General features: G+C 62.3%; 20 protein-coding genes. 4 read left to right on the plus strand and 16 right to left on the minus strand.

The window, feature by feature from the left end; translation table 11 throughout:
- Positions 1–18: 18 nt before the first annotated feature.
- From kynU to kynA, 3 genes are read right to left on the minus strand one after another with little or no spacing between them, the layout of a single operon-like run.
- On the minus strand, positions 19–1245 hold the full coding sequence (gene kynU / locus ACN0YJ_RS07575) for a kynureninase (protein WP_417495811.1): 1227 nt from the start codon (positions 1243–1245) through the stop codon (positions 19–21).
- Positions 1245–1874, minus strand: coding sequence for an arylformamidase (gene kynB / locus ACN0YJ_RS07580; RefSeq protein WP_417495812.1), 630 nt, complete (start codon positions 1872–1874; stop codon positions 1245–1247). Before kynB ends, kynU begins: the two co-directional genes overlap by 1 nt.
- Before the next feature lie 21 nt (positions 1875–1895).
- Complete coding sequence (gene kynA, locus ACN0YJ_RS07585) at positions 1896–2744, minus strand: tryptophan 2,3-dioxygenase (RefSeq protein WP_417476194.1); 849 nt, start codon at positions 2742–2744, stop codon at positions 1896–1898.
- A gap of 190 nt (positions 2745–2934) precedes the next feature.
- On the opposite strand from kynA, the gene ACN0YJ_RS07590 reads away from it, so the two are divergent.
- The gene (locus ACN0YJ_RS07590; RefSeq protein WP_417495813.1) at positions 2935–3522 is read left to right on the plus strand and encodes a HupE/UreJ family protein; all 588 of its coding nucleotides are present in this window, start codon (positions 2935–2937) and stop codon (positions 3520–3522) included.
- Between the two features lie 58 nt (positions 3523–3580).
- On the opposite strand, the gene ACN0YJ_RS07595 is transcribed toward ACN0YJ_RS07590, so the two are convergent.
- The 10 genes from ACN0YJ_RS07595 to ACN0YJ_RS07640 all read right to left on the minus strand — a co-directional run bounded on the left by ACN0YJ_RS07595 (position 3581) and on the right by ACN0YJ_RS07640 (position 13221).
- Positions 3581–5455: a M2 family metallopeptidase gene (locus ACN0YJ_RS07595; RefSeq protein ID WP_417489490.1), complete on the minus strand. Its 1875-nt coding sequence runs from the start codon at positions 5453–5455 to the stop codon at positions 3581–3583.
- A 97-nt stretch (positions 5456–5552) separates the two neighbouring features.
- Positions 5553–6383, minus strand: coding sequence for an S-formylglutathione hydrolase (fghA, locus tag ACN0YJ_RS07600; protein WP_417495814.1), 831 nt, complete (start codon positions 6381–6383; stop codon positions 5553–5555).
- 17 nt (positions 6384–6400) lie between these two features.
- Positions 6401–6859: a YaiI/YqxD family protein gene (locus ACN0YJ_RS07605; protein WP_417495815.1), complete on the minus strand. Its 459-nt coding sequence runs from the start codon at positions 6857–6859 to the stop codon at positions 6401–6403.
- Positions 6856–7386, minus strand: coding sequence for a hypothetical protein (locus tag ACN0YJ_RS07610; RefSeq protein ID WP_417495816.1), 531 nt, complete (start codon positions 7384–7386; stop codon positions 6856–6858). The genes ACN0YJ_RS07605 and ACN0YJ_RS07610 overlap by 4 nt, the downstream gene beginning before the upstream one ends.
- A gap of 67 nt (positions 7387–7453) precedes the next feature.
- Positions 7454–8581, minus strand: a complete 1128-nt coding sequence (locus ACN0YJ_RS07615; protein WP_417495828.1) for a M14-type cytosolic carboxypeptidase — start codon at positions 8579–8581, stop codon at positions 7454–7456.
- A gap of 47 nt (positions 8582–8628) precedes the next feature.
- The gene (locus ACN0YJ_RS07620) at positions 8629–9048 is read right to left on the minus strand and encodes a type II toxin-antitoxin system VapC family toxin (protein WP_417495817.1); all 420 of its coding nucleotides are present in this window, start codon (positions 9046–9048) and stop codon (positions 8629–8631) included.
- On the minus strand, positions 9045–9272 hold the full coding sequence (locus ACN0YJ_RS07625) for a FitA-like ribbon-helix-helix domain-containing protein (RefSeq protein WP_417476181.1): 228 nt from the start codon (positions 9270–9272) through the stop codon (positions 9045–9047). The genes ACN0YJ_RS07620 and ACN0YJ_RS07625 overlap by 4 nt, the downstream gene beginning before the upstream one ends.
- Before the next feature lie 224 nt (positions 9273–9496).
- Positions 9497–10552, minus strand: a complete 1056-nt coding sequence (gene cydB / locus ACN0YJ_RS07630; protein ID WP_417495818.1) for a cytochrome d ubiquinol oxidase subunit II — start codon at positions 10550–10552, stop codon at positions 9497–9499.
- Between the two features lie 9 nt (positions 10553–10561).
- Complete coding sequence (locus ACN0YJ_RS07635; protein ID WP_417495819.1) at positions 10562–11971, minus strand: cytochrome ubiquinol oxidase subunit I; 1410 nt, start codon at positions 11969–11971, stop codon at positions 10562–10564.
- Positions 11972–12114: 143 nt separating this feature from the next.
- Entirely contained in the window at positions 12115–13221 is a 1107-nt protein-coding gene (locus ACN0YJ_RS07640) for an S-(hydroxymethyl)glutathione dehydrogenase/class III alcohol dehydrogenase (protein WP_417495820.1), read from the minus strand.
- A 126-nt stretch (positions 13222–13347) separates the two neighbouring features.
- Between ACN0YJ_RS07640 and ACN0YJ_RS07645 the strand changes: the two genes are divergently transcribed.
- Positions 13348–13836, plus strand: coding sequence for a hypothetical protein (locus tag ACN0YJ_RS07645; RefSeq protein WP_417495821.1), 489 nt, complete (start codon positions 13348–13350; stop codon positions 13834–13836).
- Here the strand turns inward: ACN0YJ_RS07645 and ACN0YJ_RS07650 are convergent.
- Both ACN0YJ_RS07650 and msrP read right to left on the minus strand, forming a co-directional pair.
- Positions 13773–14453 carry a sulfite oxidase heme-binding subunit YedZ gene (locus ACN0YJ_RS07650; RefSeq protein ID WP_417495822.1) on the minus strand — a complete coding sequence of 227 codons (681 nt, stop codon included), beginning with the start codon at positions 14451–14453 and terminating at the stop codon, positions 13773–13775. The two genes, ACN0YJ_RS07645 and ACN0YJ_RS07650, sit on opposite strands and share 64 nt — an antisense overlap.
- A gap of 2 nt (positions 14454–14455) precedes the next feature.
- On the minus strand, positions 14456–15436 hold the full coding sequence (msrP, locus tag ACN0YJ_RS07655) for a protein-methionine-sulfoxide reductase catalytic subunit MsrP (RefSeq protein ID WP_417489499.1): 981 nt from the start codon (positions 15434–15436) through the stop codon (positions 14456–14458).
- Between the two features lie 205 nt (positions 15437–15641).
- Here msrP and ACN0YJ_RS07660 point away from each other — a divergent pair, with 205 nt between their 5' ends.
- Together ACN0YJ_RS07660 and ACN0YJ_RS07665 are read left to right on the plus strand one after the other, a co-directional pair.
- Positions 15642–16184 (plus strand): GNAT family N-acetyltransferase, encoded by a 543-nt coding sequence (locus ACN0YJ_RS07660; RefSeq protein WP_417476167.1) that lies wholly within the window; start codon positions 15642–15644, stop codon positions 16182–16184.
- Positions 16185–16187: 3 nt separating this feature from the next.
- A complete protein-coding gene (locus ACN0YJ_RS07665; RefSeq protein WP_417495823.1) occupies positions 16188–17663 on the plus strand; it encodes a RimK family protein in 1476 nt (491 codons plus the stop codon).
- Positions 17664–17841: 178 nt separating this feature from the next.
- On the opposite strand, the gene ACN0YJ_RS07670 is transcribed toward ACN0YJ_RS07665, so the two are convergent.
- Entirely contained in the window at positions 17842–18207 is a 366-nt protein-coding gene (locus ACN0YJ_RS07670; protein ID WP_417495824.1) for an endonuclease domain-containing protein, read from the minus strand.
- Positions 18208–18319 lie beyond the last annotated feature (112 nt).

Raw genomic sequence — 18319 nt, forward strand, 5'->3', positions numbered from 1 at the left:
CAATCCCCTTGAAGCCGGTCAGGTGACGGCGGAACGGGTTGCGAAACGCTCCTCGCGCCATTCCCCGGTCTGCATGATCTCCGCCAGCGCCTCGATCGCCAGCCAGACATCCTCATAACGGGTATAGAGTGGCGTGAAGCCGAAACGCAAAATATCCGGTGCCCGGAAATCACCGATAACGCCGCGCTCGATCAGCGCCTGCATGATGGCATAACCGTGTTTGTGACAGATCGAGACCTGGCTGCCGCGCCGCGCCGCGTCGCGCGGGCTGGCAAGCTCGAACCTGGTCAGCCGGGCTTCGATCAGGGCGATGAACAAATCGCCCAAGGCCTGGGATTTGAGCCGGATCGCTGCCATGTCGGCCTCCAGCATCAGGTCGAGCCCGCATTCCAGCGCCGCCATGCCGAGAATACCCGGCGTGCCGCACTGGAAACGGTCAATTCCGGCGCCCGGCTCATAAGCATCGTCGAAAGCAAAGGGCGCGGCATGGCCGAACCAGCCCGACAGGGCCGGGAAGACGTGGGCATGATGGCGTTCGGCGCAGAACAGGAAGGCCGGCGCGCCGGGGCCGCCATTGAGATATTTATAGCCGCAGCCAACCGCAAAATCGGCCTCGCAGCCATTGAGGTCGACGGGCAGGGCGCCGGCACTATGGCTGAGATCCCAGATCACCAACGCACCGGCCGCGTGGGCAGCGCGCGTCAGGGCGGCCATGTCGTGCAGGCGGCCGGTCTTGTAATGGGTCTGGGTCAGCAAAAGCACGGCGACCTGGTCGTCGAGTGCCGCAGGGATCTCGTCGGCAGGCAGGAGTTTTTGCGTCAGACGGCCACCGCTGAAATGCGCCAGACCTTGCATCATATAGGCATCGGTCGGGAAGTTTCCGGTCTCCGACAGGATGATGGAGCGGCCGGGTCGCAATTGCACGGCCGCGCTGAGCGCCTTGAAAACATTGATCGAGGTGGAATCGGCGGCGACGACTTCATGGTCCTTCGCCCCGATCAGGCGGGCGATCTTGCTGCCCAGACGCCGCGGCGCCTCGATCCAGTGATTGGAATTCCAGGAGCGTATCAGATCCTGGCCCCATTCGCGGCTGACAACATCGGTCATCCGCGCGGCGGTCACTCTGGGCAGGGCACCGAGCGAATTGCCGTCGAGATAGACCACGCCCTCGGGCAGCTCGAAGCGCTCGCGGAACTCGCGCAGCGGATCGGCGGCGTCCATCGCGCGGATAGTATCCAGATCCATCAGCCCAGCTCCCGCAGCACGGCCCGCACCGGCGCGGCATCGGCACCGGCGATTTTCAGTGGCAGGGCCATCAATTCATAACGCCCGTCGGGCACGGTGTCGAAGACCAGGCCTTCGAGGATACGCATGTCATGGCGCTGCACGGCATGGTGAGCGTCCATGGTCTTGGAGGTCTGCGGATCGAGCGAGGCGGCATCCACCCCGATCAGGCGGCAACCGGCCTTGGCCAGCCGCTCGATCACATCGGCGTGCAGGGCCCGGAAATTATCGTCCCACACCGCATGCGGGAAGGTCTGATAGGTGCGGATCAGCACGCGCTGCTCACCCTCGATCAGGGGCCAGTCGAGATCATCCATCACCACATGCTCGCCGGTCCAGCCAGCGGTGACGAGGCGGCAGGGTCCCAGATAGGGTGCCAGATCGACGCTGGCAGCATCAATCCCGGCCGTGTCGTAATGCGAGGGCGCATCGGCATGGGCGCCGCTATGGGTGGAGAGTGTCAGGCGGGAGACCTTGACCGGGCAGCCCGGCCCGATGGCCCAGGTCTCGTCGATCGCAAACGCCGTGTCGCCCGGCCAGACCGGCAGGCCAGGGCGAAGGGTTTGTGAAATATCCCAGATTTTTGCCATTTTTTGCTTTGCCATGACGATCTAGAGCGAGGTCCGCACGGTCCAGATCTCCGGGAAAAACCGCAGATCGAGCGCCTTCACCAGATAGCCGACCCCGGCGGTGCCGCCCGTGCCGCGGCGATAGCCGATAATGCGCTCAACGGTCTTCATGTGATTGAAGCGCCATTGCTGGAATTTATGCTCGAGATCGACCAGTTTCTCGCCCAGCTCATAGGCTTCCCAATGGGTTTTGCTGTCGCGATAAATCTCGCGCCAGACATCTTCCACCCCCTTGCAGGGCTCGTAGGGCTCGGTCCAGTCGCGCTCGATCTTTTCGGCGGGAATGGCGTAGCCGCGCCGGGCGAGAAGCCGCAGCGTCTCATCCCACAGGCTCGGCGCTTCCAGCGCGCCGGTGACCATCTCCCAGGCCTGCGGATTGGATTTATGCACCCGCGCCAGCTCGGCATTCTTGTTGCCAAGGCGGAATTCCATCGTGCGATACTGGTAGGACTGGAAACCCGAGCTCTGGCCGAGACTGTCACGGAAAGCGAGATAATCGGCCGGCGTCATCGTGGCGAGCACATCCCAGGCGGCGATCAATTGCTCCTGAATTCGCGCCACACGCGTAAACATTTTCAGCGCCGGACCGATCTCGTCCTTGCGCAGATGCGCGACGGCGCCGGCAGTCTCGTGCAGGATCAGCTTCATCCACAATTCGCCAACCTGGTGGATCAGGATGAAGAGCATTTCGTCATGCTCGGAGGATCGCGGGTGTTGCGAGTCCAGCAAGGTGTCGAGGCCGAGATAACCGGCATAGGACATCTTGTCCTTCATATCCCAGTGAATGTCCTCGCCGGACACGTCGACACTGGACGCAAACTTGTCAGCCATCATCATCCCCTGGCCCCGGTTTTCCGAAGCCTGTCAGGCGCGACTCGCACGCCGGTTTCTGCCTAGAGGTGTAGGGGATAAGCGGGGGCGGGGGCAAGCATGCGCCCGGGGGCGATGCGTCGCAGAACCGGTCTTGCCAGTCCCGATCGGCCTGCCTAGCGTCACACTGTGCGGGTGGAGGCGAAATGCCATGATGGATGCAATCGGCGAACAGACAGTCTGGGATGTGATCGGCCTGTATTTGCGGCTCGGATTCGAGCACATCCTGCCGAAGGGCCTCGACCATATCCTGTTCGTTCTGGCGCTCTTTTTCGCGTCATCGCGGCTGAAACCGCTGGTCTGGCAGATCTCGGCCTTCACTCTGGCCCATACGCTGACGCTGGCCCTGGCGGTGCTGGGCGTCATCACGCTGCCAGCCCATATCGTCGAACCTGTCATCGCGCTGTCCATCGCCTTCGTCGCGATCGAGAATCTGGTGTTCAGGGATATGCAGCGCTGGCGGCCGCTGGTCGTGTTCGGTTTTGGCTTGTTTCACGGGCTTGGCTTTGCCGGTGTGCTGGTCGGGCTGGGTCTGCCGCAGGGCCAGTTGCTGCCGAGCCTGCTCAGCTTCAATCTCGGCGTTGAGGCCGGGCAGCTGACCATCATCCTGGCGATGTGGTTCGCCCTGCACCGGTTTCGGGATGCGAACGGGTATCCGCTGCTGGCCAAGGCGGCCTCGGCGCTGATCGCGCTGGTGGCTCTCTGGTGGGTTGTGGAGCGGGTATTTCTGGGCGGGTAGGGCGTAGAAAAAGGGCGGCCCGAGAGCCGCCCTTTTCCGTATTCCATGCGCCGGAAGACTATTCCCAGCCGCAGCTGCTGTCAGCATTCTGTTCCTGCAGATGCGTCATCAGTGGCTGGAAATAGGCGATGATCGCCGAGCCATCCATTTCGCGGGTGCCGGTGAAGGCCTCCAGCGCGTCGGGCCAGGGCTGCGAAGCGCCCATTTCCATCATCTCGTTGAAGCGCTGGCCGACTTCCTCATTGCCATAAACGGTGCAACGATTGAGCGGGCCTTCCCATCCAGCCATGTCGCAAGCGGCCTGCTGGAACTGGAATTGCAGGATATAGCTCAGGAAATAGCGCAGATAAGGCACATTGTTCGCGATGTGGTATTTCGCGCCCGGATCGAAGGCATCGGCCGGCCGGTCAACCGGTGGCATCAGGCCCTGATACTGCTCACGCAATTCCCACCAGGCGGTGTTGTACTGGTCCGGCGTGATCTCGCCGCGGAAGACGCGCCAGCGCCACTGATCCATCATGACGGCGAAGGGCAGGAAGGCGATCTTGTCGAGCGCCAGATCCATCATCAGGCCGAGATCGGCAGATTCGTCAGGCACTTCGTCTTGGCCCAACAGGCCGATCTGGACCAGATAATCCGGCGTCACCGAGAGCGCGACAAAATCGCCGATCGCTTCGTGGAAGCCGTCATGGGCGCCATTGCGGAACAGCATGTCCTGGCCGCGATAGGCGCGCTGGTAGAAGTTGTGGCCCAGCTCATGGTGCACGGTGCGGAAATCTTCCGCATTGACGTGGGTACACATCTTGATCCGGATATCTTCCTCATTGTCGAGATTCCACGCCGAGGCGTGGCAGACGACATCACGATCGCGCGGACGCGTGATCAGGGAGCGTTCCCAGAAGGTTTCCGGCAGTGGTTCCAGGCCAAGCGAGGTGTAGAAGCGCTCGCCCGTCTCCACCATTTGCAGCGGCGTGTAATCATTCGCCTCGAGCAATTGCGTCAGGTCATAGCCACCGCCTTCGCCGCTATCGATGCCGACAATATCATTGATCGGTGCCCAGCCCTGGGCCCACATATTGCCCAGCAGGTCAGCGCGGATCGGGCCGCTCGTCGCCTGGACATCATCGCCATAGGTCTCGTTGAGGCCGTCGCGGACATAGCAGTGGAGCTGTTCATACAAGGGCTCGACCTGGCCCCAGAGACGCTCGACTTCGGCCTCCATCTCGTCAGCGGGCATGTCGTAATTGGACAGCCACATCTCGGCGAGGTCGGAGAAACCCAGTTCGCGCGCGCCGGCATTGGCGATCTCGACCATCTCGGCATAATCCTGGCTCATCTGGGCCGGATTGATCGCGGCGCGCCAGTCATTCCACATCATGGCGAGGAATTCGGGATCGCGTTCGGTACCCATCATCACTTCCAGCGTGTCCAGCGTGACGGGTGTGTCGTCAATATCGATCGTGCCGGTGGAATAGGCGGAACTCATCCGCGTGGTCAGTTCCGCCAGGCGCTGGGCGTGATCGCCGCCAGCCGGGGTGGGAAGGGTGATGCCGGCGGTCAGCATGGTCATCTTGCGACGCATGTCGAGCGGCAGTTCGGTGTCGGCAAAGCGGGCCGTGGCACCGGCTTGCTGGACCGACAACTCGGTGGCTTCCGCGCTCATCCGGCTGACCAGATACTCGGTGTCTGTCGTGATGAAATTGGCATAGACCCAGGCCGTGTGGGCGGCAAATTCACCGAAATCAGCGATTTCAGCCTCGGTCTCTGCGAGAAACTCTGCTGCATCGTCAACCGAACCGGCCGCAACCGGCGCCGTGTCGGTCATCACGGATTCGTCAGCTGTGACGGTATCTTGCTGGGTATTTGCATAGGCAAAATAGCCACCTGCCGCCAACAAGGCGCCAACGGCTACACCGGCCAGAAGTTTGGTCATGGTTCAATTCTCCCCATTCTCGCGGCGCGACGCGCCGAATTGTCCCCATCCTCATCTTCTGGCTGCCGCCGTCAAGCGGCTCGGCCTCAGCCTCGCATCAGCCACCCAGCCGCTTGGCATGCCAGGCCAGATGCTCGCCGATGAAACTGGCGATGAAGAAGTAGGAATGATCATAGCCAACCTGGCGCCTGACGGTGATGTCGCGGCCCCTGATTTCCGCCTCGAGCAGGTCGGTGCGTAATTGTTCGGCGAGGAAATTATCGGCCTCGCCCTGATCGATCAGGATGGGTGGCAGATCGGTCTGGCTGTCGCGCAGGAGCTGGCAAGCGTCGTGGGCGGCCCAGCTTGAGCGGTCTTCGCCGAGATAGCTGGTGAAAGCCTTGATCCCCCAGGGCACTTGCATCGGCGCGACAATCGGCGCGAAGGCCGAGATGGCGGCGAAGCGGCCGGGATGCGTCAGCCCGATGGTCAACGCGCCATGCCCGCCCATGGAATGGCCCATGATGGACTGGCGCTGCATGTCGAGCGGGCAGGCCTCGCCAACCAGGCCTGGCAATTCGGTGGTGACATAATCCCACATCCGGAAATGCTTCGCCCAGGGCGCCCGGGTCGCATTGAGGTAGAAGCCTGCACCCTGGCCAAGATCATAGGCCTCATCGTCGGCGACGCCGTCACCGCGCGGCGAGGTGTCGGGGCAGATGATCGCGAGGCCGAGCTCGGCGGCATAGCGCTGGGCGCCGGCCTTGATGACGAAATTCTCGTCCGTGCAGGTCAGCCCCGCCAGGAACCAGACGACCGGTACCGGGCCCTGCGCGGCCTGGGGCGGGAGGTAGACGGAAACGGTCATCTCGCAATCGAGCACACTGGAGCGGTGGCGATAGCGGCGCTGTTCGCCGCCGAAGCACTTTACCGAGCTGATCAATTCCATGGTGAGCCTCTATTATTCTAACGTGGAGCCTTGCCGCGCTTGGCGGCCTGGATGACGATTTCCAGCCCGTTGAGAAAGGCCGAGCGATCCTTGGGGCCAAACGGCTTCGCCCCGCTGGTCTGCATGCCGGTCTCGCGCAGATCGGTCATCAGATTGCGCGTCGCCAGGACCGAGCCGATATTATCCGGCGTGAAGGCCTTGCCGCGATGATCGACGGCCAGGGCCCCGGCCTTCAGGCAGCGATCCGCCAGCGGGATATCCGTGGTCACGCAGACATCGCCGGGGCCGATCTCGTCGGCAATCCAGTTATCGGCCGCATCCGTGCCCTGGTCGACAATCACCAGCCGGGCCCAGTTGGAATTGGGCCGCCGGATACCGCCATCGCAGACGAACAGCATTTCGATCTCATGGCGCTCGCCGACGCGAAGGACTTCATCCTTCACCGGGCAGGCATCGGCATCGACGTAGAGTTTCATGGCTTGTCCCCTTTGGCGAAGACCTCGACCGCCCGCCCAGCCCTGTCGAATTTGCAGATCGCGTTGTCATCCAGATAGATAAGGCTATTCCGTTCGAAGTCGTCCATCGAAACAGTAATCACCGCGGTATCGGCGTAGGACGGATGAAATGAGCCGAGGAAGCCGAACATGCACAGGGCTTCGGCAGCCAGTTCCTGAATGGCGATACCGTCCTTGAACCGCGGCAAGGCGGAAATGGGATTCGGCCAGCGGGCTTCCATGTACCGACGCATCAGCGCGTTCGGCGTGTCGATACCATAGCATCGGCGGATGACCCGAGTTGTCTCGCTTTCCTGTCTGGCTTCGGTGGTCCCGAATATCCAGCTGTGGCCCCCGTGTGTAAGCAGGAATTGGGACGGAGACCCTGCGAAATACCCATCTGGCGTGCTATTGCAGGACAACCGCAACAAGTCGATGTCTCGCCCGGCATCGCGAACGCGTTCCCCGCCGCCGTTAAAGATGGGGCCGTCGCGACCGAAGGTGTCCATGTCGAGACTCTCACGGTGCCAGCGGTGCCCCGCGGTCGGCGCTTGCTGGTCTGGATTCATCCCGGTTTCACCGCAACTGACCCACCAGAGCCAGCATCGCTTCCAGATTGGCCGCACCAAGCTTGCGGCAACGCTCCGGCGACCAGCCATGCACCGGATCGGGCAGGTCGGCATTGTCCTTGAACGGCATTTCCAGCGTCATCGCCAGACAGCCAAATTCATTGGCGAGATAATTGGTGCAAACCGACAGATTGGCCGTGCCCGGCGCATCGACATCATAGCCATGCTTGGTCTGGAAGTCGGGACTGGCTGAGCAGAGGGCGGCTTTGTAGGCGTCGAGATTGACCTGGCCGCGCTGGTCGAAATTCGGCGCGCCTTCGCCGCCGGCGATGAAGTTGTAGGGCAGGGCCTCATCGCCATGCACGTCGAGCGCCAGATCAATGCCGGTCTCGCGCATGCGATTGAGGACGTGGAAGACTTCCGGTGAGTTCTCCAGGCTGGCCTTGTCCCATTCGCGGTTGAGATTGACGCCCTTGGCATTGGTGCGCAGATGGCCGCGTTTCGATCCATCCGGATTCATGTTCGGCACAATGTGGAAGACGGCCTTCGAGCGCAGCTTGCGCGCGACCGGATCATCGGGATCGAGCAGACGGTCGAGAAAGCCCTCCATCCACCACTGCGCCATCGTCTCGCCGGGATGCTGGCGGGCCGTGACCCAGATGGTGCGTTTCTTCTTCGAAGGCTCGCCGACCGTCAGGCAATCCATCGTCTGCCCGTCGAGCGTCTCGCCAAGCACGTCCAGCGTGACGCCTTCGCAGCTCTGTACCGCCGCAATCAGATCCTGGTGCCGCTCCATCGAAAAGGGCGCGAAATAGGCAAACCAGATTGTGTCGAGTTCGGGCGTGTGCTGCAGCGTCAGAACGCCCTTGGCATAGCTGGTCTCGACGCGGAACCAGGTCTCGCGGTCGTAGGAAGCGCAGGCCTGATAGCCCGGCCAGCCCTCGAGATAGGCCGCGCCGCCGGCATTGGTGATGTGCATCACCAGATCTTCGTCGCGCGCGCCGGAGACGCGGAAATGGAACCATTGATAGAAATCGGAATCCTTGTCCTTGCGGATCTCCAGCTCGATGTTTTCGGGATTGCTGGAATTCTTGACGACGATATTGCCGCTGTCGAACTTGTCGGTGATGTGCAGGGTCATGGGCGCGCTATCCGGGCAGGGGGTGAGTCTTCGCCCGTGTCTTACCCCGCCAGCGGGATCGAGGCCAGATCGACGACATCAAGCGAAAGCTCGCCGGCGAGCGCGGCGAGACGTTTATCGGCGGTGAGCAGGGGGTATTGATAGGATTGCGCCGTCGCCAGATAGACGCAGTCATAGATCGAATAGTCCAGCTCGGAGGCGAGGCGCTGGGCCAGGATGATCAGTCTGAAATCATCGACGATGGATAGCCGGCGGTCCAGCTCCCGAATGGCATCCTGAGCCTGAGCGAGTGTCGTATCCCCACGTCTGACGTATTTCCAGAGCGCATTCGCCGTCTCGGTGAGGATCAGGCGCGGCGCGATGAATTCATGGGCCTCCGCCGCCGCCGCGGCCCGCTCATGACCCGGAACCAGAATGAAAAGTTTCGTTGCCACGCTGGCATCAAGGATGAAAACGCTCAACGGTCGCGATCCTCACGGATCAGGTCTGTCGGGTCGAGATCCGATGGTCGCGAGCTCTCTCGCATCCCCTTGGCGAAGGCCAGGAAGGCCTGTTTGTCCGACATGACCTTGGCCGTCAGCAGTTCGCGCAGATATTGCTCAAGCGAGGTGCTCGCCGACTGAGCATTCAGTTTGAGCTTGGCGATGACCTCGTCATCGAGATTGCGAATGAGAATCTGGCCCATGGCGGACTCCGTGATAGCAGGGCGCTATCATAGTGCGGGGCCCGGTGCTGTGACAAGGATTTTCCGGTCCTCTGCGCGCCTAGAGAAAGAGCAGGGAGCGCAGCGTATAGGCCGTGATCGCAACGGCGGCCGAGCCTGCCAGGCAAAGCCCGAAAAACCACAATAATTTGCGCCCGAGCGGCGGTTCATCGCCAGACTCTGGCGGCGGGGTGGGGCTGAAGAAGTTACGCACTGTGATACCCGTCGCCCGGCTTCACCTTGCCCCAGAACACCGAATAGACATACGCCGTATAGGCCAGAATGACTGGCAGCATGATCACCGCACCGACCAGCATGAAGCCGAGCGCATTGTCCCGGGCCGCCGTCTCGTGGATTGTGAAGGCGAAGGGGACGAGCCAGGGAAAGAGACTGACGGCGAGGCCGAGATAGCCTGACAGGAAAATCCCGGCGGCGAGCAGATAGGGCCGCCAGTCCGGTGCCTTGCCGGCACCGCTGACCAGATCGCGCGCCAGCCAGCCGGTCAATATCAACCCCGACAGCGGGATCAGGCCCAGGGGCAGGAGTTTGCCGGGCTCAAGATGCGTCATCGAAAAACCCCAGCGTTCAGTGACCCGCGGATCCACCGACAGTGTCGCCAGGCTGATGGCCGCAAATCCGATCGCCACGGCGACCAGGGCGAGGATGGCCCAGCGGCGGGCTTTGGCCTGTAATCCGGCCTCGGTCTTGAGGACAAGCCAACAGGCGCCGAGCAGGACATAGCCGGCGACGACACCAAAGCCGGCCATCAAGGAGAAGGGGGTGAGCCAGTCCAAGGGCCCGCCGGCGAAAGCCCGCCCCTCGACGGCAACGCCCTGGATGAAGCTGCCCAGAATAATCCCCTGCGATAGCGCGGCGGCAAAGGAGCCGCCATAGAAGGCGCCATTCCAGAACAGCCGCGTCGGCCGGCGCACCGCCTTGTGCCGGAATTCAAAGGCGACGCCGCGGAAAATCAGGGCTGCCAGCATGAAGATGACGGGCAGGTAGAAGGCCGGCATCAGGATGGAATAGGCCAGCGGGAAGGCGGCGAACAGGCCGCCACCGCCCAGTACCAGCCAGGTCTCATTGCCATCCCAGACCGGCTCGATTGTCGCCGTCATCATATTGCGTTCGTCTTCAGTGCTGGCGACGGCGGTGAGCATGCCGATGCCCAGATCCATGCCGTCGAGCAGGACATACAACATGATCGCGACAGCAATCAGCACGGCCCAGATCAGCGGCAGGTCGAGGTGGAGGGCGTCCATGATCGGCTCCTATCCGGCCACTATAGTGTCGGCCGGCTTTTGCGCCGGGTCATCGACAGCACCCAGCGGCGAGCCAGGCGCGCGGCGTTCGCCCGACCCCGCTTCCGGCGGCTGATCGTCAAAACCACGTGTCGCGATCCGCGCCATATAGATGGTTCCGGCCGTAAAGATGATGGCATAGACCGTCATGAAGATCAGAAGCGAGAGCGCGACCTGACCGGCCTCGACCGGCGAGACGCTATCGGCGGTTCGCAGCGCACCATAGACGGTCCAGGGCTGACGTCCGACTTCGGCCACTACCCAGCCGGAAATGACCGCGATGAAGCCCAGGCTGCCGCCCGGTATCGCCAGCCAGTGAAACAGGCCCGGCCGGTCCAGCCCGCCACGCCACCACAGGATCAGGCCCCAGACGCCAAAACCGAGCATCGCCAGGCCGGCACCGACCATGATGCGGAAGCTCCAGAAGACCAGCCACAGCGGCGGACGCTCATCCTCGGCAAAGCTGGAATACGCGCGCAAGGGCTCGTCGGTATTGAACAGGAAAGGGCTGGTGCCCGGAATGGTGATCTCGCTGCGGCCACATTCATTGGCGGACGGCCAGGCGAGCAGGACCGTGCCCTGCACATCCAGCGTCTCACACCAACCCTCCATCGCCGCGACCTTGGCGGGCTGGTGTTCGTGTGCCACTTCGCCGGACCAGTGCCCGGCCCAGATCTGCAGGGGCATCAGCACGGCCAGCGTGCCCGCCGCCATGCGCATCTGCCAGCGCGTCGGCTCGCTCTTGTGTCCGCGCAGTGTCTGCCAGGCCCCGGCTGCCAGCACGACAGCGGCCGTGGTGATGAAGGCGGCCAGCATCATGTGGACATAGCGCGAGGGGAAGCTGGCATTGAAGATGACCTCCATCCAGCTGGTGGCAAAGAAATTGCCGGTGACCGGGTCGATATCGAACCCCTGCGGCGTCTGCATCCAGGAATTGGCCGACAGGATCCAGAAGGCGGAAATCGAGGTGCCTATGGCGACGATGACCGTGGCGGCAAAGTGGAGCTTGCGGCCGACCTTGTTCCAGCCGAACAGCATCACACCGAGGAAGCTCGCTTCCAGGAAGAAAGCCGTCAGGACCTCATAGCCCAGCAAAGGCCCGAGCACGCTGCCGGTGCGGTCGGAGAAGACGCTCCAGTTTGTCCCGAACTGGTAGGACATAACCACCCCGGTCACCACGCCCATGGCGAAGGCGAGCGCGAAGATTTTCACCCAGTGGAGGTAGAGCTGCTTGAAGACCTCGCGCCCGGTCTTCAGCCACAGGCCCTCGCACACGGCCAGGAAAGCAGCCAATCCGATGGTGAAGGCGGGGAAGAGAATGTGGAAGGCAATCACGAAGGCGAATTGCATCCGTGAGAGCATCAGCGCGTCGAAGTCCATGGCCGGGGTCTTTCGCTGTGGCAGCCACGGCAGACAAGCATGCGGCGATGGCGATGCAAACGCGGCGCAAGGTCGCGCGTCACAATTGCCGGTTCGGCCCCCGGGGCGGAATAACGGCCCGCCACCGGCGGGCTTTTAGCGCATCAGTAAACCACCACACTCCGAATGCTCTTGCCGGCATGCATCAGATCGAAAGCGTCATTGATCTTGTCGAGCGGCATGGTGTGGGTGATGAGGTCGTCGATATTGACCTTGCCGTCCATATACCAGTCGACAATGCGTGGCACATCGGTGCGGCCGCGGGCGCCGCCAAAGGCCGAGCCGCGCCAGACGCGGCCGGTGACGAGCTGGAAGGGGCGGGTGGAGATTTCCTGGCCGGCGCCAGCGACGCCGATGATGATGCTCTCGCCCCAGCCCTTGTGGCAGCATTCCAGCGCCTGGCGCATCGTGTTCACATTGCCGATGCACTCAAAGGAATAATCGGCGCCGCCATTGGTCAGGTCCATGATCGCCTCGACCAGGTTTTCGACCTTTGTCGGATTGATGAAATCGGTCATGCCGAACTGTTTGGCGATCGCCAGCCGGTCCTCATTGATATCAATGCCGATAATCTTGCCAGCGCCGACCATGCGTGCGCCCTGGATGACATTGAGCCCGATTCCACCAAGGCCAAACACGACGACATTCGAGCCGGGCTCGACCTTGGCATCAAACGCCACCGCGCCAACGCCCGTGGTCACGCCGCAGCCGATATAGCAAATCTTGTCGAAGGGGGCGTCTTCGCGGACCTTGGCGAGGGCAATTTCGGGCAGGACGGTGAAATTGGAGAAGGTCGAGCAGCCCATATAGTGCAGGATCGGCTTGCCGCCGATCGAGAAACGGCTGGTGCCATCGGGCATCAGGCCGGCGCCCTGGGTGGAGCGGATCTTCTGACACAGATTGGTCTTCGGATTGAGGCAATATTCGCACTCACGGCATTCCGGCGTGTAGAGCGGAATGACGTGATCGCCCGGCTTCACCGAAGTCACGCCAGCGCCGACCTCGCGCACGATGCCGGCGCCTTCATGGCCCAGAATCGCTGGAAATGCGCCTTCCGGATCATCGCCCGAGAGGGTGAAGGCATCGGTATGGCAAACACCCGTCGCCATGATCTCGACCAGGACTTCGCCGGCGCGCGGGCCTTCAAGATCAACGGTTTCGATAACCAGCGGGGCTCCGGCCTGATAGGCGATGGCGGCACGTGTTTGCATGATGTCTGTCTCCCTCACAGCGTGTTCACGCCATGGTTACGGGATCAATGCGCGCCGGTCGAGTAGTAGTCTGCTTCGCGCGGCCGCTGGCTGCGTGTAGGCTGGCAATATCCGGGGAGGGCTCTCATGGCCAAAATGGTTCAACGCATCGTGCTGATCGCGCTGCCGCTTTTCATCGCGGCGATATTTCTCGACTCGCTGCGCTATAAATTCACCGACGCGCCGGAGACCCAGGTGATCTTCGGCCTGCTCGATGGCTGGGCCGCGACATGGGGGGCGGCAGGCCTGTTCGCGCACACCGGCCTGTTCAGCCAATACGTGATCGGAACCGCGGAACTCATTGCTTCTGCACTGCTATTGAGCGGATTTATACCCGGTTTGAAGCGCTTGCAGCTGCTCGGCGCCGGTCTCGGCCTGGCGGTGATGACGGGCGCTATATCCTTCCACCTCTTCACCCCTTTGGGTATCGATCCCAATCAGGATGGCGGCGGGCTCTTCGTCGCGGCCTGCATGGTGTGGCTGTCCTGCGTGGCCTTGCTGGCGCTCAGGCGTCAGGACCTGCTGGCGACCGGTTGCGGCTTCATCCGGCTCCTGATCCACACCCCGGCCCGATAGGCCAGCAGCAAGGCCAGTATGCCGCCATGGATCCAGGGGCCGAGCTGATTGCCCTTCACCATGAAGCCGTAGTGCAGGCAGGCGATCACGGCGAGCGGATAGACGCTGTAATGCAGCGTCTGCCAGAGCCGGGCGCCGAGGCGGCGGACCATCACATTGAAGGAAGTCAGGGCCAGCGGGATCAGCAGGATGAAGGCCGTCATGCCCAGGGTGATATAGATCCGCTCGACGACATCCTCCCACAGCCCGGCCCACATGCCTGTCCAGCTCATGCCGGCAGCGAGATAGAGGTCGAGACCGAGATAGGCGGCCAGATGCGCGGCGGCATACCAGAAGGCCGCGAGGCCGATACGGCGACGGATTTTCATGATCGGCAGCCAGCGCGTCAGATCACGAAATGGCGTGATCGCAAGCGAGATCAACAGGATGCGCAGGGCCGTATCGCCGAGAAAACGATGGGTTTTCTCGATCGGATTGAAGCCGAGATCATTCGGCGCGCCGTTCAGCAACAGCCCCCATTGCCAGGCCAGCCACAGGCCGGGCAGGGCCAGGGCCCAGAAGGTCAGGGGTTTGAGCCAATCCTTCGCGAAGGCCCGCAGGAATGTGCTTTTGGCCATGCCTAATGGTTCTCGATCAGGTCCATGCCGGCATAAAGTCCGGCGACTTCAGGGCCATAGCCATTGAACATCTCGGTCTCGCGGCGCGCAAACGGGCCCGCACCGATGACCCGTTCCGAAGCCTGGCTCCAGCGCGGGTGGGCGCGGTTTGGATTGACGTTGGAGTAGAAACCGTATTCGCGCGGTGCCGATTGCTTCCACGAAGTCTCCGGCTCGTCCGAGACGAAGCGAATTTTAACGATGGATTTGATGGACTTGTAGCCATATTTCCACGGCACGACGAGGCGGATCGGGGCGCCATTCTGGTTGGGCAGCACTTCGCCATAAAGACCGACCGCGAGGAAGGCGAGTTCATTCATCGCCTCATCCATGCGCAGGCCTTCCTTGTAAGGCCAGTCGAGCACGCGGGTGCGGGTGCCGCGCATTTCGCCGGCATCCTGGTAGGTGATGAACTGGACATAGCGGGCGTCCGAGGTCGGCTCGAACTGGCGCAGGATATTGGCCAGTGGCACCCCGATCCAGGGGATGACCATCGACCAGGCCTCGACGCAGCGCAACCGGTAGATGCGCTCCTCAAGTGCCGAAAAATCCACGACATCTTCCAATGCGAACCGGCCGGTACGGGCCGCGTGGCCCTCGATTTCGATCGACCAGGGATCGGTCGTCATGGCACTGGCATAACGGGCCGGGTCATCCTTGCCGACGCCGAATTCATAGAAATTATTATAGCCGGTCACCGCCTCGTAAGGCGTTGATTCATCCGCCACATTATAGCCGGTGGGCTGAAAGCGCAGGGGGCCGGATGTCGGATGGCCACCGCTGGCTGTCTGGGCGGACGATTCTTCCGCCGCCCCGCAGCCGGCCAGCCCTGCCAGGCCTAGCGCCCCGGCTGTGGCCATGATCTGGCGGCGATTGAGAAAATCGGCCTTGGAGGTCACAGCGCGCTCGGGCAATTGCCAGCGATGGGGTTTTGAGATCAGCATGATATTCCTCGGCTATTGGCACTGGGTGAAATTGAGGATAGGGCAGTTTCGGCCCGACGTATCCCCGCCGCACGCCTTTGTGATGACATGTCAGCGGCTCGCCTGCCATTGCCTGGCCGCCAGCCTGCCATTGAATACCCGCCCGGCTATCGCGAGATGGCCATTGGATGTCATGATACGTGCCTGACGTCCGAACGGATCAATTATGACGCCCCGAACCGAGCTGCCCCGGCCGCATGATGACGCCTGGCGCTGGCGTTTCGATTGCCGCGACGCCCTGGCGGTGATCGAGGTGCGGCTGGCCGTGCGCGATGATCTCGATGTGATCGATGGCATCGAGATTGACAGCTTCACCGCTGACCGTTTCGCCCGCCGCAATCTGCGCCGCATGCTGGCGGCCCGCAAAACCCTTTTCCTTCTCGCCCGGATTGGCGGCGAGCCGGCGGGCTATCTCGCCCTGGCCTTCCGCCGCGGCAGCGCCATCTCGCGCATCTATTCCATCGCCGTCGCGCCCGACCACCGCGGCGTGGGCGTGGCCCAGGCCCTGCTCGCCGCCGCGACCGATCTGACGGCGCGGCGCGGCTGTGGCAAAATCCAGCTGGAAGTGCGAAAATCCAACACGAAGGCGATCACCGTGTATCAGCGCGCAGGATTTCACTTGCGGGGCACACGGGAAGCCTATTACGAGGACGGTGAAGCGGCGTTGCTATTTGAAGCTGAGGCGCCGCACAGATCAGGAGAGCGATAGCTCGTGAGCGACTGGCTCATTCTCGTTGAACATGCTGGCGATCTCGGCCAGCACGAAACGCCTCACAAGGTCATGCGGATTCGCGATTATATCGTCAATGCGCAGCTCTTCACCGGCCGGCGGCCGAATATCATCAATCTGGCGCGCAGCTATAGCTATCAGTCGAAGGGCTATTACGCCTCGCTTCTGGCTGAAGCGCGCGGCCACCGGATTGTGCCGACGGCGCAATCGGTCGTCGAGCTCAGCCGCAAGGGCCTTTACGCCCAGGCTTTGCCCGATCTCAATGTCGCCTTGATGAAGGATCTCGGCGGCGTCGCCTCGGAGGACAAACACCTCCTGATCTCCTTCGGCAATTGCCAGAACAAGGCGCTCGCCAAATTCTCCAAGCTGTTGTTCGACTGGTTCCGCGCGCCGGTGCTCGATGTGACACTGTCGGCCTCGGGCAAGGAGATCCAGCAAATCAGGGCGGTCTCGCCGCATGTCCTCAAGAATGAGGACCGGCAATTCTTCCTCGACTGCCTGGGCCAATACACACGCCGCCAATGGGTCGCGCCGAAAGAGCGCACCGCCGCGCGCTGGTCGCTGGCCATCCTGACCGATCCGAAGGAAGAATTCCCGCCCTCGAGCAAATCCTCGGTCCAGCGCCTCGCCAGTGTGGCCGCCAAAATGGGCGTCGAGGTCGATTTGATCGGCCCGAATGATCTGGCCAGCCTGGCCGAGTATGATGCGCTCTTCATCCGCACGACGACGGCGATCGACAATTTCACCTATCGCTTCGCCCGCCGCGCCGAGCAGGAGGGCATGCCCGTCATCGATGATTGCCGCTCGATGATCCGCTGCACCAACAAGGTTTTCCTGAAAGAACTGATGGAGCAGGGCGGTGTGCCGGCCCCGAAGACCGAAATCCTCGACGCCACCACGCCGATGACCGGCCTGTTCGACCGTTTGGGTTCCACCGTGGTCCTGAAGGCACCGGACGGCTCCTTCAGCCGCCAGGTCCACAAGGTCACCAATGAGGCCGAACTGGCCCGGCGCGCCAAGGAGTTATTCGCCGACACCGCCCTGATCATCGCCCAGGAATTCATGCCGACCGATTATGACTGGCGCATCGGCGTGCTCGATGGCGAGCCCCTCTTTGCCTGCAAGTACAAGATGGCGCGCGGCCATTGGCAGATCATCAAGCACGAGGCCGACGGTAAATATACCGAGGGCGGCTTCGAGACCATGGCCGTCAGCGATGCCCCGCCCGAAGTGATCGAAATCGCCAAAAAAGCCGCCAATCTGATCGGCAATGGCCTTTACGGTATCGACATGAAGCAAAACGAGAACGGGATTTTCGTGATCGAAATCAACGACAATCCCAATCTGGAAACCGAAGTCGAAGGCGCCGTCCTCAAGGACGAGCTCTGGCGCGCCATCATCGGCTGGTTCTCGATGCGGCTGGAGCGGCGGATGAATGCGGTGAAGGTTAAAGGGTAGGGCTCTACGATCCTCACCAGCTCCGCCCCGGGCTGCGCCCGGCGCACCTCTTCCATCAAGGAAGAGGAGGGGGTTTGACCTCGACCGCTTCGACTATCTCCCGCCTCTTCCTTGATGGAAGAGGTGGCCGCGAAGCGGTCGGAGCTGGTGACGGCCTCGCGGTGCCGTGTGAGTTCGCTCAGCGGCGCATATCGCGCAAGCCGGCCTCCAGCGCGTCGCGGATGCTGATCAGCACGCCGTCCATATTCCTGTGCACATCCATGTTCCAGATGCGCAGGACGGGAAAGCCTTCGCCTTGAAGCCAGGCGTCGCGGATCGCGTCGGCTGCGCGGTGGTCGTCCAGATTGTGCTGGCCACCATCAAGTTCGATCACGAGTTTCGGGGTGAAGCAGACGAAATCAACGATATAGCGGCCCAGCGGGGTGTGGCGCCGGAAGACGAAGCCATCGGCCCGCCAGGTCTTTAGCCGATTCCAGAGCCGGACTTCTTGCGGCGTCATGCGCTTTCGCAGCGCTCGCGCGTGCTTGACCATGGGACGTGTCATAGGGGTATTCTGCACGGCTGGGCGCGGGGTTCGCGTGACGGGCCTCATGGGTCGCGCTTTGCGGCCCTCACCAGCTCCGCCCCGGACTGCGTCCGGCGCACCTCTTCCATCA

It is taken from the genome of Maricaulis sp., from assembly GCF_048270095.1.
In the GTDB taxonomy this organism is placed as follows: Bacteria; Pseudomonadota; Alphaproteobacteria; order Caulobacterales; family Maricaulaceae; genus Maricaulis.